A 26,378-nucleotide genomic window follows, 5' to 3' on the forward strand; every position below is an offset into this window, starting at 1 on the left:
CAAAAAATGAATTGATTTTCGGATTTGGAAATATGGATATGATCCGTCCATAAATATGGCATACACACAACACCGTTTTTAAAGTCGACACGACACGTCACGACACGCATAATTGACAGAGCGCCGTTTTATCGTTATATTAAAAAAAATTCGTTTTGGAGGAAAGCTATGGCCGGAGCAAGTAAAAACTCCCGTACATCGGTTTCAACGCATAAATTCATGTGTCCCGACTGCGGCGGAGAAATCATAATGAAGACCATGTTCGAAAAAGGAAAAATTAAAAATCTCGCCGAATGCTCGAAGTGCAAACGGACGGAGCGGCGGCCGAAAGATTTCAAATAATTTTTTTCGTTCGACGACGCGAAAACCGCACTCACGGGTGCGGTTTTTTTATTTAAGGGCAAATTCGATTTTCTATATTTTGTAATTTTCGGTCTGTTTTCAAGATTCCGCCGATGCTTTATCTCCGTGTTGCTACGGAAGCGAAAAAATCCGGAATTGATGAGAGAAAAAAAATTACACAGTTGACCGACGCGATTTTTTTCGCTATAGTAAATAACCGTATCGGTGATTCTTTACCGGCACATTTCGGGCTATAGCGCAGCTGGTTAGCGTACAAGTCTGGGGGACTTGGGGTCCCGGATTCGAATTCCGGTAGCCCGATGAACGAGGCAGGATCGGAAGTTTTGAAAATTTCCAATCCCGCCTCATTTTTATTAACCCGATTTTTCAAACGCTTTCTTACTTTGTTATAAGGGTTACCGTAACGGGGATCGACGCTTCAACGCTTTCTCCGCGCATGAGCTTGAGCGCCGTCTGTACGGCAGTCTTTCCCATTTCAGCAGGAAGCTGAGCGACCGTTGCCGCCATGCGGCCGTCTTTTACGGCGATAAGGGCATCGTCGGTCGCATCGAATCCTACGATAACGATATTTTTTCCGGCAGCCGCCGCGGCTTCAAGTGCGCCGAGCGCCATCTCATCATTATGCGCGAAAATACCTTTTATATTCGGATTCCCCTGCAAAATATTTTCGGTCACGGACATTCCCTCTACGCGATTAAAGTTCGCCGTAAGGCTTGCAACGACGTTCGCCTTTCCGTCAACGGCTTCATGGAAACCTTTACCTCTGTCGATTGCGGCGGAAGAACCCGGTATCCCCTGAAGTTCCGCGATATCCGCAGTCGATCCGGTAAGTTGTAAAAGATATTCCCCCGCCATCTTCGCGCCTGCAACATTGTCCGATGCGATCTGACAGGCTACGCTTTCGCCGATAACCGCGCGGTCTACCGAAATCACGGCAATTCCGGCCTTTTTGGCGGCGGCAACAGCCGGTGCGATTGCAGAAGAGTCTACGGGATTGACGATAATCACGCGAACTTTTTTTGACACGAGGTCTTCGATATCGCTCGCTTGTTTCACAACGTCATCGCCCGCATCTACGACCGTCAGCTCGATCCCCTGCCCCGCAGCTTCCTGCTTCGCTCCTTCGACAAGCGTCACGAAAAACGGATTGTTCTGTGTCGATACGGCAAGCCCCACCGTATTTTTAGCCTGCTGTTTTACGCAGCCTCCCAGCACTAACGCGGAAAGCGCAATAATACCCATCACCTTTTTCATACAACCTCCTGCTATGAGATAAAACAAATCCCTGCTTTACCATGTACGTACGATCATAACCGTCCGCACAAGTTGCAAAGCGTTCACACCGTTTAGAAAAAATTCCAAAACCCGAACGACAGTCAACCGGCGGGATTTCCGCCCTGCAGATCAGCGTTTGCGATCGGACAAGACGGCGAGCAGAATAACTGCGGCTTTTGCAACTTGCTGATAGTATGCGGAAATACCGAGTATATTCATGCTATTGTTGAGCGTCGCGATAATCAGCGCGCCCGTAATTGTCCCCAATATCCTCCCGCGTCCGCCGCTCATACTCGTTCCGCCCAACGCGACGGCAGCGATCGCGTCAAGTTCGTAGCCCTGCCCCATCGTAGGTTGCGCGCTGCCGAGTCGCGAAACGATTATCAATCCCGCAAGCGACGCCATCAATCCCGAAAGACCGTATACGATCATCTTCGTTCTGCCTATTGCAACACCTGCAAGAGCCGCCGCTTTACTGTTGCTTCCTATAGCGTAAATCTTTCGTCCGAGAACCGTTGCATGGAGCATAAAATAAAATCCCGCAAACAAAATAAAAAGGATTATTACGGGAATAGGAATACCGGCAAAACTGCCTTTGCCGATCCCTTCCAAAAGACGGCTGCCTCCCAAAGCGGAAATCGGACGGCCTTTACTGAAAATCATCGTTGCGCCGCGGTATGCAGTCATTGAAACCAACGTCGCGATAAACGGCTGGAGCCTTCCCTTTACGATCATAATGCCGTTCAGTATTCCGAGTACGATTCCGATCGCAAGCGCTATGAGCATCGCAAGCGGTGCGGAAAATCCGCTCTTGATCATTCCAGCGCACAATATCGCCGAAAGACACAGCGTTGAACCGACGGACAAATCGATTCCGCCGGTAAGGATTACGCAGGTCATTCCGAATGCAATGAGTCCGTTTATCGCAGATTGCCGCAACAAAGAAAGTACATTACCGACGGAACGGAATTCGGGACTGATTATACACACGGCAATAACAAGGAACAGCAGCGCGATCTGCGCACCGTAATCCTCAAGCTTTTTCGCCGTCTCTCGAAAGTCAATCATGCAGCGCGCCTCCTGTCGCAAGCGTCATTATCTTATCTTGTGCGGCATCGCGACGTTCAAGCAGGCCGGCAGCTTTCCCGTCGTGTATGACTAAAATCCTATCACTCATACCTAAAACTTCCGGCAATTCGGAAGAAACCATGACGACGGCAGCGCCGCCCTCCGCGAGTTTTGTGATTATCGAATAAATTTCCTGCTTTGCACCGACATCGACACCGCGTGTGGGTTCGTCGAGTAAAAGAATTCTCGGTTCCGTATGCAGCCACTGTGCAAAGACGACCTTTTGCTGGTTACCGCCGCTGAGATTTCCGCATATATGCTCGCCGCCGGTACACTTTATGCCGAAATTACGAATCGATTCTTCGCTGAGCCGCGCTTCTTTTTTGCGGTTTAAAAAAATACGCATATCCGTTATAGACGGAAAATTCGGCAGATCGAGATTGCAGGTGATCGAATTATCCAGCATCAACCCTTCGTCTTTTCTGTCTTCCGTGATAAACGCCATTCCCAGTTCAATCGCTTTTGCAGGACTGTGATTTTTCAGCGGCACTTCTTTTCCGTCGACAAAAATCCGACCGCCGTCCGCACGGTAACTTCCGAAGATCGTCTTCATGATCTCCGACCGCCCCGCACCCATGAGCCCCGCAATTCCGAAAATTTCGCCCGCTCTGACTTCAAACGAAATATCGGAAAACATATCTTTCTTTGAAAGCGAACGGACTGCAAGACGCGTTTTACCGAGCGGGATATCCTTTTTTTGAAACAGATTCCCCAGCGGCCGGCCGATCATCATCCGTATGAGCGCATCCGGAGTTGTCCCCTCAGCGGGCACCGTACCGGCGTATGTACCGTCGCGCATAACGGTAATCCTATCGCAAATTTTGAATATTTCGTCCATGCGGTGGGAGATGTACACAAAAGCTACGCCCTTGTCTTTCAATATGCGGATAACCGAAAAAAGTTTTTCGACTTCAGTTTCCGTCAGCGCTGCCGTCGGTTCGTCGAGGATGATGACTTTTGCATTTCCCAGCAAAGCCTTCGCAATTTCGATGATCTGTCTTTGACCTACGGAAAGCAAAGCGAGCGGCGTAAGCGGATTAAGCTCGACTCCCAAAGTATCCAAAACGCGCTGCGTTTGCCGTCTCATCGCTTTTTTGTCAAGCACGCCGAATTTTCCGAATACTTCACGCCCCAAAAATATATTTTCTTCGATGTTCATATCGGGAAAAGTATTGAGCTCTTGATAGACAAAACTTATTCCCGCTTTTTCCGCCTCTTTGGGATTCGCAAACGAAACTTCTTTGCCGTCGATATACAGTACACCCGCATCTTTCAAATGGACGCCGGTGAGTATCTTCATCAACGTCGATTTCCCGGCACCGTTTTCCCCCATAAGGGCGTGAACTTCTCCGGGCATAAGGGAAAATTCGGCATTATCAAGAACAAGAGCGTTTCCGAAATGCTTTTTTATACCCTGCATTACGATATGCATCTGTGTGCCCCTTCCGCCGTCCGCCTAAAATATACAAGCCGATTGTAAGATGATATTCGCATACGGACTCGCTTCCCCGCTCCGCACGACAGCCTTGCACGATAAAAGCTTTTTTTTGAATTCTTCATGCGGCATAAAATCCGTCCTGACACCGGGTAAAAGCGTTTGGATTTCTTTGAGCACTGCCGGATTTTTTACGCGTATCTCCTCCGCTAAAAAAATCTTTTCGACGCTCATATCGTTTACTACGGCTTTAAGAACCCGAACAAAATCCGGCACCCCTTTTTCAAGCGAAATGTCGATCAATTCCGTTTCGTCGGGGCACGGAAGTCCGCAGTCGCTTATGCAGATTGTGTCGGTATGCCGCATATACGACAATACTCTCGAAATATCGCTGTTCAAAACCCCTGATTTTTTCATATCCGCCTCAGTTAATCGATTACGTAATCGATTAACTATACTGAATGATATCATGAACAACAAGAGTTGTCAAATTTTTTAGAAAATTCGTTTACACGATTCGCGGATTATCAAATGCGGCTCAAGAATAATTTTTTTTACATCGCGGCTTGAGTTTTCAACCTTTTGCAGCAGACGTTCGGTCGCAATCTCGGCAATCTCTTCTATAGGTTGCGCAATCGTCGTCAACGTCGGCGATACGACAGCGGAAAGTTCCGTATTGTCGAATCCTATGACGGAAATATCGTCGGGAACGCGTACGCCGTATGCAGCGGCAGTATGAATAAATCCGATCGCCATCATATCGTTGCACGCGAACACCGCCTGCGGCATTTCCGAAAGGAGATGCAAGTGTAAAAATGCATCCCTTCCTCCGCTGTAATGAAAGTCGCCGCCGTATACAAACTTTTCATCGAATGCAATGTCGTTTTCTTCAAGCGCCCTCTTAAAACCCGCCATACGCTGCATACTCGAAGAAATTCCCTCGGGTCCCGTTATACATCCGATCTTCGTAAATCCGAGTCCGATCAAATAGGACGCAGCGTCATAACCGCCCTTTTCATTGTTTACGATTATATTGTCGGCGGAACCGTGATGCACATCGCGATCAACGATAACCGCAGGAACCGAAGCCGTTTCGCATTTCCGAATATCGCCGCCTGCCCCGTTGCTCGATATAAATATAACTCCGTCAACTTGTTTGGAAATCAGCATATCGATGTAATACGACTGCTGCGCGGCGTTGTTGTCCGTATTGCACAAGATGATATTGTAGCCCAATGAAAAACAAACCCTGTCTACGGCGCGCGCGATTTCAGCAAAAAAAGTATTCGTACAGTCGGGAACGATCAGCCCCAGCGATTTGGAAGCCCCGCCCCGTAGCCTCCGTGCAGCGACATTCGGCTTATAATTCAGTTCCCTTACCGCCATAGCTACTTTTGACCGCAAATCATCGCTCACATAACGCGTATTGTTGAATACGTGTGAAACCGTCGCAGTAGAAACTCCGGCACGCTTTGCTACTTCATAAATCGTAGGATTCATCGGATATGAATTTACCTCATAATTTTTATTTTTACAAGATAAGATACAGTCGGTCGGTATGCATCCGGCAACAGGCATTCGCCATGCGGCGTTATTTTTTATACTACCCGCTGCCCCTGCCGACGGCCGCATCGATTTTATTTGACGACTTTAAAATATACCGATATAGTATAAGCATACGGCAGAGCTATCTGCAAAATATAAAGATGCGATACAACGCAGTCTAAGGAGTGTAGCTATGGACAAATACGAATGTACCGTGTGTGGATACGTGTACGATCCCGAAAAAGGCGATCCGGACGGCGGCATAGCGCCGGGCACAAAATGGGAAGACATCCCCGACGATTGGGTATGCCCGCTGTGCGGCGTCGGAAAAGATTCGTTTCAAAAACAGTAAATCGATCTGAAAACCGCCGTTAGAGAGTATAATGTGCGCGTTCTCCGCCGATAAGGCGCGGACGAGTACGCGCGCATACGACGTGTGCCGCTCCGATGCATTTTTGTTCGATGCGGACGGGAACGGCCACATCGCGCAAATGCATGCCGATAAGCGTATCGCCGATATCGATCCCGGCATCGGCTTTTATATGCTCCGTAACGGCGGGTTTTTCGAACAATCGGTACGCCGCCGACGCGAAAGAGCCGCCTGCGTGAAGCCACGGAACGACGGAAACCCTCTCATAACGATATGTTTCAAGGCAAGCTTCTTCGATGACGAGCGCTCGGTTCAAATGTTCGCAGCACTGAGCTGCAAGGAATATACCGCGCGGTCGCACGATATCGTATATCGCTTTAAAAACTTCCCTTCCCGCCTCTTCACTCGAAGTCGTTCCGATTTTATTTCCGAGTATTTCGCTCGAAGAACATCCGACGACGAGGATGCTTCCTCCCTTCAGTTCCGCCTGTACAAGCAATTCATTGACGGCGTTTTTTACATCTTCGGTAATCAGGCTCATATTCATCTTCCCCTGTTTTAGAGATTTCCTTTCATTATTATTGCGGTATGTTTTTTATCACGCTATATGTATTTATATATTCGATTATCTTCCGTTCGTATGCTTTTCGGCCGAGCACATAATTGGCCGCGTGGGGCGCACCGGGCACGATGAGCAGTTCTTTCGGAGACGCGCACGCTTCGTAATTTTGCTCGGACATATACGGCGGCACAAAAGTATCCGCATCGCCGTGAATAAAAAGCACAGGGATCGTATTTTCGGAGAGCGCATCGAGCGTCGAATATTCGCTCAAACCGAAGCCTGCAATCGCGCGGGTAAGCATATCGGAGATCACAAGTATCGGAAAACGGGGCAAGCGATACGACGTTTTCAGAACGTGTGCTATTTCATCGCGTGCAGAAGTATAGCCGCAATCGGCGATGATGAATGCAACGTTTTCAGAAAGTTCCGTACCGGACGCCATGAGTACCGTTGCGGCTCCCATCGACACGCCGTAGAGAATGATCGGAAGCTTTCCGCCGTTTTTTTTATCGACAGCCGCCGCCCAATCGCGGCAATCGAATCGCTCTTTTACGCCGAACGTAAGATACTTACCACCGCTCTCCCCGTGCGCTCTTTCGTACGGAAGCAAAACATTCCATCCCCGCTCATGAAAAAATTGCACGGCAAGCGAAAAATTTGCCATAGGGTTTGCGTGATAGCCGTGCATACACACAACGGTTCCCTGTGCATCTTCCGCACGCACGTACCATGCCGCAAGCTTGATACCGTCGACCGATGTGATATACATTTTTTCTTTTTCCATGCGGTAAAAAGCATCGACTGCAGCATGAAGTTCGGGAAGATAGGCTTCGAGTTTCGGTTCTCCTTCAAAGACATCCGGCGTTTTTTGTTTTCGGCGCGAAATCGTCGGACGAAAGAACAATATGTATACGAGCAGCGTCACAACGGCGAACAAAGAGGCAAGGACGCCGAACACGATAAAGACCATACGCATATTGCAAGTATACCGCTTTTGCGGAATTACCGCACTATGGATATGCCGAAAAAGATAACCGTCTTTTGCTACAGCCCCGATACCCCGATACGATACGATCACTAGACAGTATGACTAATACATATTATCATTTCAAAATATCGGTTTGATACAACACATGTACGGTACGGCCGAAATCGAATTCCCGGCGCTGCCGTGTTTATGAGAAAGTTTTTATGAGGAGGATGTACTATGAAAAAATTAGGTATGCTTTTATGCATTTGTTTGACGGCCTGTCTGTTTTTCGGATGCGGCGGAAAATCGAAAGCGGGAAAAGCGGCGGGTGAAAAAGTATTCCGCCTCGCCGTCGTCGATCCGCAGGTTCCGCTCGATATGCATTTAAACACGTATTCCGATATCATGCGCCTCACCGACAATGTCACGGAATCCCTTTTCATATCGCGCGAAGACGGCTCCGTCGCTCCCGTTCTTACAGAGGCGATGCCTTCCTTTTCGCCTGAAACGCTGACGTATTCTTTTACGATCAAATCGGGCGTACTATTTCACAACGGTAAGATGCTGACAAGCCGAGACGTAAAATATTCTCTCGAGCGCGTCGTAAAAAAACAGAGCATGGCGAGCCTTCTCGAAACGGTCGTCGGATACCGCGAATTGCAAAGCGGCTCCGCAGCCGAATTGGCGGGCATCAAAGTGATCGACGACACGCATTTTACGATCACGCTGTCCCGCATCTATACGCCGTTTCTCGCAGCGCTTTCGACGCCTTACACGGCGATCTATCCGGCGGACGCATGCGAAGAAGCCGGCGATACGTGGGGTACGAAAACGCTCATCGGAACGGGACCGTTTAAGCTGGGCAGCTATACGCCCGATGTCGGTGCGGAAATGTCGAAATTCGCGGAGTATCACGGAGGCGCCGCGCTCCTCGATAAAATCAGCTACAAATTCGTTCCCGATGCGAATACGCAAGTGCTCGAATATCAAAAAGGCAATGTCGATTTTGTCGGTTTGAAAAATTCGCTGTACCCGGTGTATGCGAACAATCCGCAGCTGAAAGATCAAATTCACAGCTATCAGATGGTCGGCGGATATTATTTCCTGCCGAACGTAAAAGTGATCCCCGACGCAAGAGTGCGCGAAGCTCTTTCGCTTGCGGTCGACAGAAAGGCGATCTGCGAAAGCGTACTGCACGGCACGGCATCCGTTCCGAGTTCTTTTATCCCGCCGGCGCTTATCGGTCACGATAAAAACGCGTCACCTTTCGAATACGCCCCCGATCGCGCAAAGGCACTGCTTGCCGAAGCGGGTTTTGCAAACGGATACGATCTGCGCGTTACGGTCATTTCGTCGAACAGCTTGGGTTTGCAAATCGCAACCGCGTTTCAGGAAGAAGCGAGACCGGCAGGCATCAACGTTCAGATCGAACAGGTAGACCGCTCGGCATGGACGGATATGAAGCGGAACGGCGGCATCGACTGCAGCGTAAGCAACTGGTACGTCGACTACAGCGACCCCGACAGCATGCTCTACCCCGTCAGCGCGGGCAGAGTCGATCTCTCATCGTCATTTTGGCATAATTCCCGCTTTGAAAAATTGATGGACGACGGAGTGCTCACCGACGATACGGCCGCCCGCCAAAAGATATACGAACAAGCCGAGCACATTTTAACGCGCGAAGATTTCGCGGCGCTCCCCCTTATCAACGAAGTGAATTTTTATCTGCTGAATCCGAAAGTAACCGGCTTTACAATCGATTCGGCAAACCGCATCTATTGCGGAAGCGCCGACATTCAATAATGTCAACCGTGCGCCGCGCGGAACGCGCGGCGCACGCTATTATTAAGGAAATACGATGGCCGCATATATAGCAAAAAGATTGCTGCAAACCATTATTGTCATATTCGGTATCACGCTGATCACCTTTATCCTGCTGCAAGTCGTTCCCGGAGATCCCGTAGCGATGATGCTCGAACGGAGAGCAACGCCTGAAACGATTGCAGCTGTCCGTCACCAGCTCGGTCTCGATATACCTCTTTCGCGGCAGTATGTAAATTTCATCTCAGGTGTCGTTCGTATGGATTTCGGCGTTTCATATTTTTCAAAAGAACCCGTTATCCTCGCCCTCTCCCGCGCGTTCCGCGTAACGCTCAAACTGGCGATGATTTCGTTTTTATTCGCCGTCGCGCTCGGTATCGGCTGCGGACTTGCGGCCGCGTTGAACCGCGGTACGTGGATCGATTCGGCGTTTATGGCGCTGTCGGTATTCGGCGTGTCGGCGCCTTCGTTTTGGATCGCCATCATTTTGCAGATCGTATTCGGTTTGAAATTAAATCTCTTTCCCATTTCCGGATTCGATTCACCGGTCGCCTATATTTTGCCGAGCATCGCACTCGGAACGCGGTATGCCGGAAGCATCGCGCGCATAACGCGGACAAGTATGCTCGATGTCATCAAACAGGATTATATCCGTACGGCGCGCGCAAAAGGCGTAACACGGAGCGCCCTCATCATACACCATGCGCTTAAAAACGCGATGATTCCGATCGTAACGCTCGTCGGAACGGAACTCGGAAATATGCTCACCGGATCCATGCTGATCGAAAAAGTGTTTTCCATTCCGGGCATCGGAAAACTTGCCGTCGATTCCATGACGAACCGCGACTTGCCGCTGCTCGAAGGAACCGTCATGTATATCGCATTCGTTTTTGTCGTCGTCAACTTGCTCGTCGACGTTTCCTATGTCCTCATAGATCCGCGGATACGCTACGGCAAAGGAGAGGCATGATGAAAGCGTTTTTTTCTTTTTTTAATAAACAAAAACGTTTTGCCGACGGTATCGTAAACGGCGACATAGAATATTCGAGCTATTATAAAGACAGCTTTAAACGATTTCGAAAAAACAAAGCTGCGATGACCTGCCTCGCAATCATTTTGCTGCTCATCGCCGTCGCGATCTTCGCACCTCTCATCGCGCCCTACAATCCGAACCATCAGGATTATCAATCGGTACTCGCTCAACCGAGCGCGAAACATTTGCTCGGCGCGGACGAATACGGACGCGATATCCTGTCGCGCATCATATACGGCACGAGGATTTCGCTGAGCATCGGCATCCTCGCGCAGCTCCTCGCTTCGCTCATCGGCATAACGCTCGGCTCCCTCGCAGGCTATTTCGGAGGTATCGTAGACGCGGTCATCTCCCGCATCATGGAAATATTTTCCGCGTTTCCGGATCTCATCTTCGCTATGGCGATTATGACGTTTTTGGGACAGGGTATTTTGAATCTCTATATCGCACTCGGTTTTTTGACATGGGTCAGAACCGCGCGCATGATCAGAGGAGCCGTCATACAGCTGAAAGAAAAAGAATACGTGGAAGCCAGCCGTGCAAGCGGCGGCAGGTCGTTTCGGATCATCGTCAAACACTTGATCCCGAACTGCCTTTCAACGATCATCGTACTCGTAACGCTCGGCATCCCGCACGCTATCATGTACGAAGCGTCGTTGAGTTTTCTCGGTCTCGGCATCCAGCCGCCCACACCGAGCTGGGGCAATATGATAAGCGCGGCGCAGTCGGTTATCGGTTTTTTGCCGATATACAGCATTATGCCCGGCGTGGCGATCATCATCACCGTCATAACGTTTAATATTTTCGGGGACGGACTGCGCGACGCGCTCGATCCGAAGCTTCGTGTTTGAGGTAGGGTTATGATCGAAGAAACGCTGCTGAAAGTCGATAATCTGAGCACATGGTTTTATACGGACGACGGGATTGTCAAAGCCGTCAACGATGTATCGTTTTCGCTGAACAAAGGGCACACGCTCGGTATCGTCGGAGAATCGGGCTGCGGAAAAAGCATCACCTCTCTTTCCGTCATGCGCCTCGTCGACTCTCCCCCCGGAAAGATCGTCGGCGGAAAAATTATATTTAAAGGCGAAGATCTCTTGGCAAAAAGCGAAGAAGAGATGCGGCGAGTGCGAGGTAAACGGATCGCAATGATCTTTCAAGAACCGATGACGTCTTTAAATCCCGTGTACACCGTCGGCCGTCAAATAGAGGAAGCGCTTTTAATTCACGAAACGATGACGAAAAAAGAAGCGAAGCGGCGCGCTCTTGAAATGCTCCGCTTAGTCAGAATTCCGCTGCCGGAAAAACGATTCGACGAATATCCGCACCAGCTCTCCGGCGGTATGCGACAGCGCGTCATGATCGCGATAGCGCTCGCATGCAGTCCCGAACTTTTGATCTGCGACGAGCCGACTACGGCGCTCGACGTAACGATACAAGCGCAGATACTCGCCCTCATCGACGAACTCAAAGAAAAAACGGGAACGTCCGTCATAATGATCACGCACGATCTCGGCGTCATTTCCGAAATCACGGACGAAGTGCTCATCATGTACGCGGGCGAAATCGTCGAATACGCGCCGAAAGCGCAACTCTTTAAAAATCCGCTTCATCCGTATACGCAGGGTTTGATTGCGTGCGTTCCGAAACTCGGCCGCGATTCCGACAGACTTCAGACGATCGAAGGAACGGTTCCGTCTTTCGACGATATGCCGGCCGGCTGTACCTTTTGGCCGAGATGCCCGTTCGCGGAGGCGATCTGTAAAGAGAAAAAGCCCCCGCTTATAGACTGCGGCAATCGGACGGTACGATGTCACCGTTATACAGACAAAAAGGAGGACGCCGATGGACGATAATAATACGCAACACGCTCCGCTGCTGCAAGTGCGTCACCTCAAAAAATGGTTTCCGATGAAAAAATCGCTTTTTACCTTCGGCAGATCTTACATCAAAGCCGTCGACGACGTGAGCTTCGATCTCGAAAAAGGCGAAACGCTCGGCGTCGTCGGAGAATCGGGATGCGGAAAATCGACGATGGGACGAACGGTTCTTCGGCTCATAGAACCGACAAGTGGATCCGTCATTTTCAAAAAAAACGATTTAATAAAGATGCGCGGCAAAGAACTGCATAAAACGAGGAGCGCGATGCAGATCATTTTTCAGGATCCCTACGCATCGCTGAATCCTCGTATGACGGTCGGAGAAATCATCGCCGAACCGCTCGACATACAGCTTCGAATCGGCGTCGAAGAAAAACGGAAGCGCGTCCTTGAAACGATGCAGATCGTCGGTTTAAACGCAAAATACTACAACCGCTATCCGCACGAATTTTCCGGCGGACAGCGGCAGCGCATCGGCATTGCGCGCGCCATCATTCTTCGGCCGGAAGTGATCGTCTGCGACGAGCCGGTTTCGGCGCTCGACGTTTCCATCCAAGCGCAGGTTATAAACCTGTTGCAGGAACTGCAGGAAAAAATGGGGATCGCGTATATCTTTATTTCGCACGACCTCAGCGTCATTAAACACGTTTCCAACCGCATCATCATCATGTATTTGGGACACATCGTCGAAACGGCGGCGAAAAAAGACATCTACGAAAATCCTGCGCACCCCTATACGAAAGCGCTTCTGTCCGCCATTCCCGTTATCGAAGAAGGCAAAAAAGAAAAAATCATTCTCGAAGGTGATTTGCCGAGTCCCGCCGATCCGCCGTCGGGCTGCGTATTTCATACGAGGTGTTATATGGCGCAGAAAATCTGCAGCGAAGTAAAACCCGAAAACAAGGATTTGGGCGGCGGCCATTTTTGCGCCTGCCACTTTTGTAAATAAAACGTGCCGAACGCCGAGGGCGCGCACGGCTAAAATTTTTTTCGGAAGTTCATACTTTCTGTAAAAGTTTTATAGGAGGACGATACAAAGCGCCGTCTAAAATATCGCCGTCGCTTTGTATCTCGAGTTTGCACGGATGTTTGCAGGAGACGTGTATACATATCGTTTCGATAAGAATCGAATTGAATATGATACATTATATTTTGCAAACTCGACTATCTAACGTGTGCGCTCACGCGCACGGCTAAAAACTTTTTCGGATGTCGACACATCCTGCAAAAGTTTTTATGGAGGAAATATGAAAATCACCGATATCAAAGTTCAGGCGGTGGAAGTACCGCTCAAAGAGCCGTTCCGCATTTCGCTCGGCGTTATAACGCATGCGAAGAGCGCGATCGTCACCGTCGAAACGGATGAAGGCGTCGTCGGATACGGCGAAGGCGCTCCCGGAATTTTAATAACGGGAGAAAACCTTCCGGGGACGGTCGCCGGTATTGAAATCATGAAAAGCGATCTGATCGGGCTTGATCCGCGCGATTTGGAATCGATCTATTGGGCGATGGGGAAATCGCAAGCGCACGCGCCGAGCGCAAAAGCCGCAGTCGATATCGCCTGTTACGACATACTTGGAAAATCGGCGGGTATGCCCGTCTACAAGCTGCTCGGCGGCTTAAACAATTACATCGAAACCGATATCACCGTCGGTATAGATACGCCGGAAACGATGGCGGCAAAAGCGAAAGATTGGGTTGCAAAGGGCTTTACGACGATAAAGACGAAGGTCGGCACGAATTTGGAAGACGACGTCGCGCGCGTCAAAGCGATCCGCGCCGCCGTCGGACCGCAGGTCAAAATACGAGTCGATGCAAATCAAGGCTGGTCTGCAAAAGACGCCGTCAGGATCATCGAGCGCTTAAACGAATACGATTTGGAACTCGTCGAACAGCCCGTCCCCTACTACGATATCGCCGGTCTTGAATACGTCACCAAGCACACGGACGTACTCATCATGTCCGACGAAAGCTGTTTTACGTCGCACGATGCGCTGCACCTCATAGAGCGCAGAGCGATCGATGTGCTGAACATAAAGCTTATGAAATGCGGGGGCATCAGAGAAGCGCTTAAAATCAACGCGATATGCGAAGCGGCCGGCGTCGAATGTATGCTCGGCTGCATGGTCGAAGAGACGAACGTCGGCGTTACCGCGGCCGCAAGCCTCGGAGCGGCGGTAAAAAATATTACGCGTGCGGATCTCGATGCAACCTTTTCTTTAAGCGCACTGCCCTTTAAAGGCGGCATGCATGTAGAAAACGCGAACCGTATAACGCTTGCCGAAGAGCCCGGATTCGGTTTTAAAGGTTTGGAAAAATAGACGCTGCAGGATTCGAAGAGAGTCGATAACGCAGCACGAGGAGATATAGAACTTATGTATTCCGATTTGAAATATTTGGAAGTACCGCTTCCAGAAGACGTACAAAAATTAAAATGGTACGGCGATTTTACGGCGCTCGATGAATGCATCGCGCACAAACTGCAAAAGGATATTCCGCACGCGCTTCGAAAACGCCTTGAACTCGAACGGGAGATCGTCCGGCGCATTCCGCAGCAATATCCGTATTCGAAGGAAAAAGCGCTTGAGTTGTTAAAGGATACTTTTAAAGATTTTACGGAAAGCGAATTCCGCCGCCTGTGGCTGGAAAACGCCGTCGAATGGATTTACCGGGACGGTGTCGTGTACCTGCACAAACTCTTTATCGACAACTTGGTAAAGACGCGGCCGGACTTCGCCTCGCGCTGCATTCATCCCGAAAATTTCGACGATTCGGCGGCAAACTTTGCGCTTTTAAATACGGCGATCGACGAGATAAAAAAAGAAGGACGGCTGACGTATTATTTCCGCATCAAAAGTACGCTGAAAGTCCCATCGTCATCCGTCGCAGCTTCCGATGCGCTGTGCGTTCACATACCCGTTCCCGTCGAATACGCGCAGGTAAAAAATTATAAACTGCTCGGCACGTCTCCGAAACCCGATTACATCGCCGCAAGCGATTACCCGCAGCGCACCGTCTGCTTTACTTCTCCCGCATCGGAGTGCAAAAAGTTTTCAGTCGAATACGAATTCGAAAATCACATCGAGTATAGGGAACCGGCGGCGGAAAAAGTATCGGACGCACAGCCGACGTTCTATACGGAAGAGCAGGCACCGCACATACGCTTTACGCCGTACATAAAGACGCTCGCTTCGGAAATCATCGGAGAAGAAACGAATCCGCTTGTCAAAGCGCGGAAAATATACGATTACATTACGACGCACGTCATGTATTCGTTTGTGCGAAGCTATATCACGATCGACGCCATTTCCGAATACGTCGCATCGGGATTAAAAGGCGACTGCGGTATTCAAGCGCTGCTGTTTATCACGCTCTGCAGATACGCGGGCATTCCGGCGCGTTGGCAAGCGGGATTGTACGCGACGCCGCTCCGTGTCGGAAATCACGACTGGGCGCAGTTTTATATCGCACCGTACGGCTGGCTTTTTGCGGATTGTTCGTTCGGAGGATCGGCGTACCGTCACAAGGATATGAACCGCTGGAATTATTATTTCGGCAATATCGATCCGTACCGGATCCCGCTCGCATCCGACTTTCAGCATGAATTTGCGCTCTCCGCCGGAAACCTCAGAAACGATCCCTACGACAACCAAACGGGCGAAGCTGCGGTAAACGGAAAAAATTTATTCGGCGACGAATTCGATGCGAAAGCGGAAGCCGTCGCAATTCAAAAGCGATAAGACGCGAAAAATTTTTTGAAAATACAGCGCTCGTTTGCATGATAGGCAAACGAGCGTTTTTTTTACGTGTAAAACTATCGGAAGGAAAGCAAGGCGTATACGAACGGACTTGGCAAGGCGAACAAAGCCGCACAGGCACTCAAAGCGATAAAAAACATACGTATAGTCCGGTACATTGATTTTTCAATAAACATCGTATCATACATCAGCTCCGTTTCTGGCACCATGGACAAAAGTATCGGAAATCCGGACATCCATACGATTTTTCGATCTTCGGAAAAAGATATACGATATCATTTATGCAACAAGCCGGAAATATATTGCTCCATCGCATTCGAGCCGCTGAGCTTTGTCGCAGCTTCTACACACTCATCCGTTTTTTCATCAAAAACAGCACCGTGCGTTATAAGAAAATCCGCTACGACGAATGCATTTTCCCGTATCGCAATATTCAATGCCGTATATCCGTTTCTTTTGGCCTGCCGCCTGTAATTCCAATCCCACAGAGCGATATCGCATCCGTACACTCGCGCGTCGATATCCGCGCCGTTATCCAAAAGCAATTTCAACCAAGGGATCAATTTTTTTTCTTCGATTCCCGAATAAGTACGGGAAGAATGCAGATTCGGAAATTTTTCCGATTGTATCACCGACGAAGAGGACATGCGCGACAAAAGGCCGCGTTTTCAAATCGGCTCCGTATTTAATCAACAATTCGGCTTTTTCATACGCGGTATCGGTATCCTTTTCTTGAATTACTATCCAGAGCGGATTATGATATGGCCATGGATTATATCCGTCGTTTCGCGACATTTTGTTCGGATTATGTCCTCTTGCAAGCATATCCGCCATTTTTTCCGTAGAAGAATCCGTTACCGCCTCATAAAATCTGTCATCGTCCGTCATCGGCCAAATTCCGGGTTTTACTTCTTTTATGATGTCGGAAATAAATTCTCCCGTAAAACACAACATACAAATCGCAAGCGTTATCCCCGGAATCATCGTAATAATACCGGCAATACGGTTTTTTCGAAAAAGCATGATTCCCAAGAGGATAACCGTACCGCATATAGCGCATAAAATAACAAATGCAAAAAACAAATATGACACTATCATGAGAGCCCCCGCATACAAACTGCACGCCTTTGAAGCTTTTCCCAAAAGCAAAAGGGCTGCCCAAAAAGTCCCTTCTTTTTCGACAGCCCTTCGATCGGCCGTATCTTAGACCGATGTTATTGATTATTAATTTCTACAGTGTGCATCGCGCACGGTCTTAACCGTACGTTGCGATAAAAACGCCGGCCGCTATCGCGGTTCCGATAACGCCTGAAACGTTCGGTCCCATCGCATTCATGAGCAGGAAGTTCGACGGATCGTATTCCATGCCGACTTTGTTTGCGACGCGGGCGGCCATGGGAACGGCGGAAACGCCTGCGGATCCGATAAGCGGGTTGATCTTTTGATTTTTCGGCAAAAAAATATTCATCAATTTCGCCATCAAAAGACCGCCTATCGTCGCGATGATAAATGCGATGAGGCCGAGCGCGATGATACCGAGCGATCCCGGATTGATGATCTTTTCGGGCGTCATCTGAGCGCCGACGCCGAGCGACAGCAAAATGGAAACGATATTCATCAATTCGTTTTGGATCGTTTTGGAAAGACGTTCGACGACACCGACTTCTTTAACAAAATTGCCGAATGCGAGCATACCGATAAGAGGCGCCGCAGGCGGCAAAAGCAAAATAGTCAGGATGAGCAGCATAAGCGGAAAGAGAATTTTTTCCGTGCGCGAAACGGGACGGAGCTGCGGCATCGTGATGCGCCGCTCGTGATGCGTCGTAAGCAGTTTCATGATGGGCGGCTGGATGAGCGGCACGAGCGCCATGTACGAATACGCGGCAACGGCGACGACGGCCATCATTCCGGGAGCGAGCTTTCCGGCAACGTAGATCGTCGTCGGACCGTCGGCACCCCCGATGATCGAAATGGCGCAGGCCTGCAGCATATTGTAATCGACATCGGGAATCAAATTGAAAAGGGCAACACCGAACATCGTCGCAAAGACGCCGAGCTGTGCGGCTCCTCCGAGAAGCGCGGTTTTCGGATTTGCGATGAGCGGGCCGAAGTCCGTCATGGCGCCGATCCCCATAAAGATGAGCATCGGGAAAAATTCGTTTCCGACGCCCGCCGTATAGATGATGTGCAGCATACCGTGAGGCGCTTCTATCATGCCCGCTCCGAGGATGTTCGCAAAGACGGTGCCGAAACCGATCGGAATCAAAAGAAGCGGTTCAAAGCCGCGCGCGGCTCCGAGATAGATTATTAAAAATCCGATCGCGATCATGATGAGGCTGTACCACGCGGGAACCTGCGCTCCCGCAAAAGGATCGTCCGCCTGCTGTGCCGCGGATGCGGCTGCGGCAGCCTTTTCCGCCGCCCTTTCCGCAACGGTTTTCGTGTGGATCATCTGGTAGATGCCGGTATTTTCCCAAATGTTTTCGATAAAAGTTCCGACATCGATATTTTTGATACCTTCGGAATTTTTAATCTTTGCGGTATTTATCGTGCGGAACGATGCGCGCTCTTCGTGTGTGTTTTGCGCAAACGCCGCAGGCCGTACGAGAGCAAAGACCGATGCGATGCCGAGCATCAAAAACAGCGTAATAAAGATGTGCCGCGTACTGGGTTTTGTCGTATTCATACTGCCTTCCCTTATTTGATTTCAGCGAGCGCCTGACCCGCCGTAATCTGAGAACCCGGCTGAACGAGGAAGTGAACGGCGCCGGATGCGCCTGCTTTGATTTCCAATTCCATCTTCATCGACTCGATCATGATAACCGTCGTATCGGCTTTTACCTGAGCGCCTTCAGCCGCTTCATAGCGCAAAAGCGTTCCGGCAACCGGCGCGTTCACGGGTTTCCCGCCCGTCGGAGAGGCAGGAGAAACGGGAGCCGCTTTCGGTACGGGAGCAGCTGCTGCGGGCTTCGGAGCCGGGACCGCCGCAACGGTGCCGCCGAGACTTGCGATAACTTGTCCCGCCGCAATCTGAGAACCCGGCTGGGCGATAAAGTTTACCTTTCCGTCGGCCGGAGCTTTTACTTCGAGTTCCATTTTCATCGATTCGATCATCAAAACGGTGTCACCTTTTTTTACTTCGGCGCCGTTTTGCGCGACGTAGCGCAAAAGCGTTCCCGCAACCGGAGCTTTGATATCCGCGCCGCCCGTAACGACGGGTGCGGATACGGGTGCAGATGAGGGGGCGGTATCGCCGAACGAAACGTTATACGACGTGCCGTTTACAATGATGGTATCGCTTCCCGCGCTCGTCGTAACCGAGTAGGGAGTGCCGTTTACGCTTACCGTGTAGGATCCCGATTTCGGCGCGCTTGCAGAGGCGCTTTCGGAAGCGGGTTTTCCGCCGAAGACTTTTTGCGCGTCGACCGGTCCCTTTGAGCGCTCTTTGAAAAACTTTTCGGCGACTTTCGGGAACATCGCGTAAGTCAAAACGTCTTCGTCGCTTCCGTCTCCGCCCGCTTTTTTTGCATCTTCGACACATTTATCCCATTCGTTTGCGATGAGATCGGCGGGGCGGCACGTAACGACTGAGTCCATATTGTTTTGCTTGAGCGCTTCTTTTTGCAGATCGGCGTTAACCGTCGCAGGCGTCGCTCCGTATCTTCCGGTGAGGAGATCGCGGAATTCCTGCGTGAGGCGCGCATAGCGTCCGAAAAGCACATTGAACACCGCCTGCGTACCGACGATTTGGCTTGTCGGAGTTACGAGCGGCACGTAGCCCACGTCTTTTTGCACGAGCGGAATCTCTTTCAATACGTCGTCGATTTTATCCGCCGCACCCTGCTCTTTCAGCTGCTTTTCGAGGTTCGAAAGCATACCGCCAGGCACTTGCGAAACGAGAATGCGCGTATCGGCTCCGTGGAATTTCGATTCGAGGGACGCGTAGTGTTCGCGCACGTCGCGGAAATACGCCGCGATTTCGAGGAGCGCTTTCGTGTCGAGTCCCGTATCGTATTCGGAACCTTTGAGCATTTCGACGACGGTTTCCGTCGGGCTGTGGGACGTTCCCATCGCCATGGAAGAAATGGCCGTATCGAGGACATCGGCTCCCGCTTCCGACGCTTTCAAAAGCGTCGCAACGCTCAAGCCCGTCGTCGAGTGCGAGTGAATTTCGATCGGCATGTCGACTTTCGCTTTGATCGCTTTAACGAGGTCGTAGGCTTCAAAGGGTTTTAACAAACCCGACATATCTTTGATACAAATCGAATCGGCACCGAATTCGGCATAGCGCTTGGCCAGATCGGCATACACTTCTTTTGTGTGATAGGGCGTCGTCGCGTAGGAAATCGCCATCTGCACGTGTTTGCCGGTTTTTTTTGCGGCTTTCGCCGAGCGTTCGAGGTTACGCGGATCGTTGCACGCGTCGAAAATACGGAAAATGCCGATACCGTTTTTTGCGGCGGCTTCGACGAACTTATCGACGACGTCGTCGGCATAGTGGCGGTATCCCAAAAGGTTTTGACCGCGCAACAGCATCATGATCTTCGTGTTGGGCATCGCCGCGTGAAGTTTGCGCAGGCGTTCCCACGGATCTTCATTTAAAAATCGGATGCACGAATCGTAGGTCGCGCCTCCCCATGCTTCGGCGGAATAGTAGCCGATTTTATCGATCATCGGACATGCCGGAAGCATATCCGCAGTTGTCATGCGCGTTGCGAGCAGCGACTGATGCGCGTCGCGTAAAACGAGTTCCGTAATGTGGACTTTCTTTGCCATGGTGTTTTCCTTGATGATTTATTTGTGAACGGCGGCGGCGATCGCGGCGATAATCGCGTCGTCGTGCCTCGCCGGTGCAGGTGCGGGAGATTGCGCGGTTTCTTTTTTTTCTTCATTATCGAGTTTGAGCGCGCGGAGCACAACGTGAAGCAGGTACATGCACGCAATCATGATAATAAGAAAAGAGAATACAACGCCCATTCCGAGCAGCGTCAGTATGCCGCTCTGCTGAAGCATTTCAGCTATTGTCATATTTCCTCCAACGCGGTATTGCGCTCGCAATACCCTATTAATTTAAAAAAACGATTGTTTCGATTGTAGAATAATGCGGCCTTTTTTTCAATACATACGATAGAGTATCGCGTTTTCAATGACCGCAGCTAAAACAGATCCTGCATGGTATACACGCGGCCTTTTTGCAGCGTTCCGGTTTTCAGAGCGGAAGAAAATCGTTCGAGAGAACGGACGGCGCCGATCGCAAATCCCTCTCGGCTTCGAGCGCGGTGCGTAAGTTCGATCGTGTCGGCTTGTCCGTCAAAAAACACGGTGTGCTCTCCGGGATTCGAACCGCACCTCGTGCTCGCAAGGCTCAGTTCGTTTTCTTCGGGCTTTCGGTGAAAGGAGTCGGAGACGATTTTCGTTTTCGTCGTATATTCGACCATAATGCGCCGTGCGATTTCGAGCGCCGTACCGGACGGACTGTCGGCTTTTTGATTGTGGTGCGCTTCCCACACCGCAACGTCGTAGTCCGAATACTCCTTCATAAGGCGGGCGGCTTCGGAGACGATTTTGTAAAACATATTGACGCCGATGGAAAAATTCGACGAATAGAGTAAAGCGCCGCCCGTATCTGCGGCACGTTTTTCCACAGCCGGAAGACTCTCCGTCCAACCCGTCGTTCCGACGACGAGCGGGATCGAAAGCGGAAGGAGTGAGTGTATATTTTCGACGGCAACCGACGGCCGGCTGAACTCGATGACGCCTTCGGCTCCGGAAGATTTTACCGCACGAGCCGTATCGGTCGCCGAAGCGGGTTTTACATCGGCATCGGGAGAAAAGGGATCTGCGGTAAGAACGATGCGGTGGCCGAGCCGTTCCGCAGCATTTTTGATCATGTGCCCCATCTTTCCGTAGCCGACGATCGCAATATTCATACATACTCCAAAATTATTAATTATTAATTCCGTTATCAACTTTCAAATTCGAAACGCCGAAGGTCAAGAAAAATACGCTTTGTGCAGTACGCGCACGGTTTTATCGGCTTCTTCGTCGTCGACGATCATACTGATATTCACTTTGCTCGCGCCCTGACTGATCATCTGCACGTTGATATTTTCATCCGACAAGGCTTTAAATCCCGCCGCGAGGATCGCCGAAGAATGCAGCGCGTCGCAGATGATCGACACGATCGCTTTTCCGCTCCGTGTCCGCACTTCGGCGACGTCGCTCAAATCGCGGATCAAACCCGAAAGATCGGTCTTTGTATTTACCGTCAGCGAAACGGACACTTCGCTCGTCGCAATCACGTCGATGCTGATATTCCATTTTAAAAACTGATTGAATATGTGCGCAAGAAAGCCGACCGCGCCGAGCATGCGCGTCGAAGCGATATCGATCAGCGTTACATGTTTGACGCCCGTGATCGCGCAGACGGGAGACGCTTTTCCGTTATGCGTTTCGACGATGATCGAACCCGGACTTTCGATATTGTACGAATTCTTTACGCGGACGGGAGTCGCGGTACGGCGGCAGGGAAGCATCGAACGCGGGTGCAGTACTTGCGCGCCGAAAAATGCAAGCTCCTGCGCTTCTTCGTACGTTACTTCGCGTACCGGCTTCGCGTCGGGACAGATGCGGGGATCGGTCGTCATGATACCGTCGACGTCTTTCCACGTTTGAATCTCTTCCGCGCCCGTCGCCGCCCCGATGATCGTCGCAGTCAAATCGCTTCCGCCCCGCCCGAGCGTCGTAATATTTCCGCTTTTGTCTTTTGCGATAAAACCCGTCACGACCGGAATGCGCTCGTCTTTTCCGGAGGCATACGCATGCAAATGCTCCGGTATCGATTGCCACACTTCATCGAGCAGTTCCGCCGACATAAAATTGCCGTCGCTTACGATGCCGATATCCCACGCATCGTACGATAAAGCGGGTATCCCTTCTTTTGCCAAATAAGCAGAGGCGATACGCACCGACATGCGTTCGCCGAAGGACACGAGATAATCGCGCGTGCGTTTTGTCAATTCTTTTATCATCGAAATGCCGGTCAAAAGCTGCGTCAATTCGTTTATTAAATCTTCAATCGTACCGCTCGGCAATCCGAGTTCGCGTAAAGTTTCAAAATGAAGAGAAGCGATACGCTCCATGCTCACGACTCCGCCGAGCGCTTTATCGGCCGCTTCGAGGAGGTGATCGGTCGTATCGCCCATCGCGGAGAGCACGACGACCGGCCTGCGTTTTTGATACGCTTTAATGATGGATGCGACATGCCGGATGCGCTCCGCATTTGCGACTGACGAGCCGCCGAATTTCATAACTATCATAGCTGTACTATAACAATGCGCGCAGTCTTTTGCAAGTTTGGAGACGCAGTTTACGGACGCAGTTGCAGACGATTTTCGCCATCCTTAGCGTAATCGCCGATCTTTTTTTTATATATGTTCGTGCCACTACACAAGAGCTTACAGATCAATATGCGGAATTTACATCCCGCTCCATTCGGGATATTATAGTTTTGTAAAAGGAGCTTTACAGATGATATCGTTGCCATCAGGAATTCCCCTAAATAAAGATAAAGTACCCGCACAAGATGCCATAATTTTTCTAACCGATAAATACGGTAATACAAGCGATAAAACAGATCAAATTATGAATATCACCTACGATACGGTTTCAAAATTATGGCATATCAATTTTATCGGGAATGAAAAAACATTCCGCTATAAAAATGAAAATGTAAAAATAATAAAAAACAGTCTTAAAGATAAAGCATCCGTTGCCGTATTCGATTATCTCATGCAGATGGCCCGATTCAACGATATTAAAAATGAAGAAGGGCAAAATCTGCTTGTAAAGAGACTTGAAAAAGCCCGCTTTGTTAATGAAAAATCAGTGCTGACAAAATATCTCAATCCTTTGATTAACAATTCCGAAGAGCATAATACTGAAACTATGATATTTCCCTTCGGCTGTAACGGCAGCCAGTTTAAAGCCGTTGAGACGGCTTTGCACAATCAAGTGAGCATTATTCAAGGGCCGCCCGGCACAGGAAAAACTCAGACGATTTTAAATATTATTGCAAATCTAATTATACACGGAAAGACGGTTCTTGTCGTTTCCAATAACAATACCGCAACCGCCAATGTTTATGAAAAACTTTCGTCCGATAAATATCAACTGGATTTTATATGTGCAACGCTCGGTAAAAAAGAAAATATCGATAATTTCTTGAAAAATCAAAGTACATCATATCCGGAATATCTGGTCGCATGGAAAAACATACTTCCTGTTTCCGAAGTACTGTTGGATCAAGAGATAAAAGGACTTCGCACATACTTTGCCGACCAAGAGCGGATTGCACAACTTAAAACGGAACTTTCCGCATTGGAAGCGGAAATCAAATATTTTACAATGAATAATATTCCAGAGCGTTACAAGACTAAAAAACTCCTTAATAAATGCGCTTGTGAAATACTGTCGATAACCGAAGAGCTGCAATTCAAATATGCGGATTCGATAAAGGAGAAGTTCGGTCTTTTTACAAAATTACGACTGTTTATTAAATACGGAATCGGAGGATTGGATTTTTGGAAAATAGAAGAAGAAAAGTGTTTGTTTACGTTGAAATCGATTTATTATGAGGTGAAATCAAAGGAACTCCTTAAGGAATTTAATGAAAAAACGATCGGTTTAAAAAACTTCGAGCCTAATACGGTTTATGACAAATGCTTACAAAATTTGAAATTCGCTGTTGCCCGAAAATATTCAAAAAAGATTAAACGGACGCAATTTAAAGACGGCAGAGAGATTTATTTTAACCCTGCAAAATTTACGGACGAATATCCGGTGGTTTTGAGTACCGCTTTTTCTTCAATATCTGCAATAGGGAATGGAGCAGGTTTTTTATATGACTATGTAATTATGGATGAAGCGTCTCAAGTTGACGTTGTGACCGGCGCATTAGCTCTTGCGTGTGCAAAAAATGCCGTCATCGTCGGCGATAAAATGCAGCTTTCGAATATAATAGGAGATGCGGAGAAGCCGGCAATAGAGAAATTATTTACACAAACAAAACTCCCTCCCGGTTACAATTTTATAAATAATTTTTTGACGTCGATAGAAATGATTTTACCGGAAGCTCCGCAAACTTTACTTCGTGAACATTATCGTTGTCATCCGAAAATTATCAATTTTTGTAATCAGCAATTTTATGACGGAAAGCTTTTAATAATGACTGAAGATCGGGGCGAAAAAGACGTACTTGCAGCAATTAAAACCGTACCGGGAAATTTTTGTAAGGATCATTGTAACCGGCGTCAAATTGATGTAATTAAAGAAGAAATACTCCCTCGTCTTTCGCATGAAGAAATTAAAAATATCGGAATAATCGCCCCCTATAATAACCAAATTAATGAAATTCATTCGCAGTTTCCGGAAATCGATACGAAGACCGTACATAAATACCAGGGAAGAGAAAAAGATACGATTATTATTTCCACTACCGATAATACGATCACCGATTTTACGGATGACGCAAATATGCTGAACGTAGCGGTTTCCCGTGCCAAACGGAAACTGATAGTAATCTTTTCCGGAAATTCCCAGCCTGAAAACAGCAACTTGGCGGCTTTGATCAGATACATTCAGTATAATAATTTTAAATTGGAAGAGAGTCGAGTAAATTCTATTTTCGATTTTTTATACTCAGGCATACGTAATGCTAAATTTGATTATTTGAAATCAAACAGAAGAATATCGAAATTCGATTCGGAAAACGCTATGGATGCGCTTCTTTGTAAAATTACTTCGGAATCGAAATATGCAAAATTCGGTTTTGTATTTGAAATGCCTCTGCGCGATATTGTCGATCGGAAATTTATGAACGAACTTCCGCAAGATTTAGCCGAATATGCATATCACAGTTGGTCTCATGTAGATTTTGTGATTTTTAATAAAGTAACCAAAGATATTCTTTTCGGTATCGAAGTTGACGGTTACAATTATCATAAAGACGGTTCGATACAAGCAATACGGGATGCAAAAAAAGAAAAATTGTTTGAATTGATGCATTTGTGTCTGCTCCGATGCAATACAAGAGGATCCATGGAAGAAGAGCAAATAAGGGAACAATTGAATATATACTTATCTGAAAAAAGCGCATCGACAGGCGAAACGGATTCGGTATTTCCGCATGCAAATATTTAATTTACAAGAAAAAATAAGGACACAGGAAACTGTATAAA

Annotated in this window: 24 protein-coding genes and 1 tRNA gene; 11 read left to right on the forward strand and 14 right to left on the reverse strand. The window is 48.9% G+C overall.

Annotated features, from left to right (window positions below):
- Positions 1–168 precede the first annotated feature (168 nt).
- Complete coding sequence (locus JSQ97_RS03800) at positions 169–342, forward strand: hypothetical protein (RefSeq protein ID WP_205074830.1); 174 nt, start codon at positions 169–171, stop codon at positions 340–342.
- Positions 343–589: 247 nt separating this feature from the next.
- Positions 590–663 (forward strand) — tRNA-Pro (locus JSQ97_RS03805).
- A gap of 78 nt (positions 664–741) precedes the next feature.
- Here the strand turns inward: JSQ97_RS03805 and JSQ97_RS03810 are convergent.
- The 5 genes from JSQ97_RS03810 to JSQ97_RS03830 form a co-directional block, all read right to left on the reverse strand.
- Positions 742–1,617, reverse strand: coding sequence for a substrate-binding domain-containing protein (locus JSQ97_RS03810; RefSeq protein ID WP_205074831.1), 876 nt, complete (start codon positions 1,615–1,617; stop codon positions 742–744).
- A gap of 150 nt (positions 1,618–1,767) precedes the next feature.
- Positions 1,768–2,706 (reverse strand): ABC transporter permease, encoded by a 939-nt coding sequence (locus JSQ97_RS03815; protein WP_021330078.1) that lies wholly within the window; start codon positions 2,704–2,706, stop codon positions 1,768–1,770.
- Complete coding sequence (locus JSQ97_RS03820; RefSeq protein WP_205074832.1) at positions 2,699–4,198, reverse strand: sugar ABC transporter ATP-binding protein; 1,500 nt, start codon at positions 4,196–4,198, stop codon at positions 2,699–2,701. The genes JSQ97_RS03815 and JSQ97_RS03820 overlap by 8 nt, the downstream gene beginning before the upstream one ends.
- Positions 4,199–4,222: 24 nt before the next feature.
- Positions 4,223–4,618, reverse strand: coding sequence for a D-ribose pyranase (gene rbsD / locus JSQ97_RS03825; RefSeq protein ID WP_021330061.1), 396 nt, complete (start codon positions 4,616–4,618; stop codon positions 4,223–4,225).
- Between the two features lie 78 nt (positions 4,619–4,696).
- A complete protein-coding gene (locus JSQ97_RS03830; protein ID WP_205074833.1) occupies positions 4,697–5,701 on the reverse strand; it encodes a LacI family DNA-binding transcriptional regulator in 1,005 nt (334 codons plus the stop codon).
- Positions 5,702–5,939: 238 nt separating this feature from the next.
- Between JSQ97_RS03830 and rd the strand changes: the two genes are divergently transcribed.
- Positions 5,940–6,098 (forward strand): rubredoxin, encoded by a 159-nt coding sequence (gene rd / locus JSQ97_RS03835; RefSeq protein ID WP_021330089.1) that lies wholly within the window; start codon positions 5,940–5,942, stop codon positions 6,096–6,098.
- A gap of 19 nt (positions 6,099–6,117) precedes the next feature.
- Here the strand turns inward: rd and JSQ97_RS03840 are convergent, their stop codons facing one another.
- On the reverse strand, positions 6,118–6,663 hold the full coding sequence (locus JSQ97_RS03840) for a TIGR01440 family protein (RefSeq protein ID WP_205074834.1): 546 nt from the start codon (positions 6,661–6,663) through the stop codon (positions 6,118–6,120).
- 31 nt (positions 6,664–6,694) lie between these two features.
- Positions 6,695–7,654: an alpha/beta hydrolase gene (locus tag JSQ97_RS03845; protein ID WP_205074835.1), complete on the reverse strand. Its 960-nt coding sequence runs from the start codon at positions 7,652–7,654 to the stop codon at positions 6,695–6,697.
- A gap of 231 nt (positions 7,655–7,885) precedes the next feature.
- Between JSQ97_RS03845 and JSQ97_RS03850 the strand changes: the two genes are divergently transcribed.
- The 7 genes from JSQ97_RS03850 to JSQ97_RS03880 all read left to right on the forward strand — a co-directional run bounded on the left by JSQ97_RS03850 (position 7,886) and on the right by JSQ97_RS03880 (position 16,122).
- Positions 7,886–9,451, forward strand: a complete 1,566-nt coding sequence (locus tag JSQ97_RS03850) for an ABC transporter substrate-binding protein (RefSeq protein ID WP_205074836.1) — start codon at positions 7,886–7,888, stop codon at positions 9,449–9,451.
- A 55-nt stretch (positions 9,452–9,506) separates the two neighbouring features.
- Complete coding sequence (locus tag JSQ97_RS03855; protein ID WP_205074837.1) at positions 9,507–10,439, forward strand: ABC transporter permease; 933 nt, start codon at positions 9,507–9,509, stop codon at positions 10,437–10,439.
- Positions 10,439–11,353: an ABC transporter permease gene (locus JSQ97_RS03860; RefSeq protein WP_205074838.1), complete on the forward strand. Its 915-nt coding sequence runs from the start codon at positions 10,439–10,441 to the stop codon at positions 11,351–11,353. Before JSQ97_RS03855 ends, JSQ97_RS03860 begins: the two co-directional genes overlap by 1 nt.
- A gap of 9 nt (positions 11,354–11,362) precedes the next feature.
- Positions 11,363–12,358 carry an ABC transporter ATP-binding protein gene (locus tag JSQ97_RS03865; RefSeq protein WP_205074839.1) on the forward strand — a complete coding sequence of 332 codons (996 nt, stop codon included), beginning with the start codon at positions 11,363–11,365 and terminating at the stop codon, positions 12,356–12,358.
- Positions 12,348–13,331 carry an ABC transporter ATP-binding protein gene (locus JSQ97_RS03870; protein ID WP_205074840.1) on the forward strand — a complete coding sequence of 328 codons (984 nt, stop codon included), beginning with the start codon at positions 12,348–12,350 and terminating at the stop codon, positions 13,329–13,331. The genes JSQ97_RS03865 and JSQ97_RS03870 overlap by 11 nt, the downstream gene beginning before the upstream one ends.
- Positions 13,332–13,629: 298 nt before the next feature.
- The gene (locus tag JSQ97_RS03875; protein ID WP_205074841.1) at positions 13,630–14,703 is read left to right on the forward strand and encodes a mandelate racemase/muconate lactonizing enzyme family protein; all 1,074 of its coding nucleotides are present in this window, start codon (positions 13,630–13,632) and stop codon (positions 14,701–14,703) included.
- A gap of 54 nt (positions 14,704–14,757) precedes the next feature.
- Positions 14,758–16,122, forward strand: a complete 1,365-nt coding sequence (locus JSQ97_RS03880; protein ID WP_205074842.1) for a transglutaminase-like domain-containing protein — start codon at positions 14,758–14,760, stop codon at positions 16,120–16,122.
- Between the two features lie 293 nt (positions 16,123–16,415).
- On the opposite strand, the gene JSQ97_RS03885 is transcribed toward JSQ97_RS03880, so the two are convergent.
- The 7 genes from JSQ97_RS03885 to JSQ97_RS03915 all read right to left on the reverse strand — a co-directional run bounded on the left by JSQ97_RS03885 (position 16,416) and on the right by JSQ97_RS03915 (position 23,459).
- Positions 16,416–16,691 (reverse strand): hypothetical protein, encoded by a 276-nt coding sequence (locus tag JSQ97_RS03885; RefSeq protein ID WP_205074843.1) that lies wholly within the window; start codon positions 16,689–16,691, stop codon positions 16,416–16,418.
- Positions 16,672–17,028: a hypothetical protein gene (locus JSQ97_RS03890; RefSeq protein WP_205074844.1), complete on the reverse strand. Its 357-nt coding sequence runs from the start codon at positions 17,026–17,028 to the stop codon at positions 16,672–16,674. Before JSQ97_RS03890 ends, JSQ97_RS03885 begins: the two co-directional genes overlap by 20 nt.
- A gap of 367 nt (positions 17,029–17,395) precedes the next feature.
- Positions 17,396–18,826, reverse strand: coding sequence for a sodium ion-translocating decarboxylase subunit beta (locus tag JSQ97_RS03895; protein WP_205074845.1), 1,431 nt, complete (start codon positions 18,824–18,826; stop codon positions 17,396–17,398).
- An 11-nt stretch (positions 18,827–18,837) separates the two neighbouring features.
- Positions 18,838–20,916, reverse strand: a complete 2,079-nt coding sequence (oadA, locus tag JSQ97_RS03900) for a sodium-extruding oxaloacetate decarboxylase subunit alpha (protein WP_205074846.1) — start codon at positions 20,914–20,916, stop codon at positions 18,838–18,840.
- An 18-nt stretch (positions 20,917–20,934) separates the two neighbouring features.
- On the reverse strand, positions 20,935–21,168 hold the full coding sequence (locus JSQ97_RS03905) for an OadG family protein (protein ID WP_205074847.1): 234 nt from the start codon (positions 21,166–21,168) through the stop codon (positions 20,935–20,937).
- Between the two features lie 128 nt (positions 21,169–21,296).
- A complete protein-coding gene (gene dapB, locus JSQ97_RS03910) occupies positions 21,297–22,070 on the reverse strand; it encodes a 4-hydroxy-tetrahydrodipicolinate reductase (protein WP_205074848.1) in 774 nt (257 codons plus the stop codon).
- Between the two features lie 63 nt (positions 22,071–22,133).
- Positions 22,134–23,459, reverse strand: coding sequence for an aspartate kinase (locus tag JSQ97_RS03915; RefSeq protein ID WP_205074849.1), 1,326 nt, complete (start codon positions 23,457–23,459; stop codon positions 22,134–22,136).
- A 211-nt stretch (positions 23,460–23,670) separates the two neighbouring features.
- Between JSQ97_RS03915 and JSQ97_RS03920 the strand changes: the two genes are divergently transcribed.
- Complete coding sequence (locus JSQ97_RS03920) at positions 23,671–26,340, forward strand: AAA domain-containing protein (protein WP_205074850.1); 2,670 nt, start codon at positions 23,671–23,673, stop codon at positions 26,338–26,340.
- Positions 26,341–26,378: the final 38 nt, after the last annotated feature.

Source organism: Treponema sp. Marseille-Q4523, from assembly GCF_016901105.1.
Classification (GTDB): Bacteria; Spirochaetota; Spirochaetia; order Treponematales; family Treponemataceae; genus Treponema_D.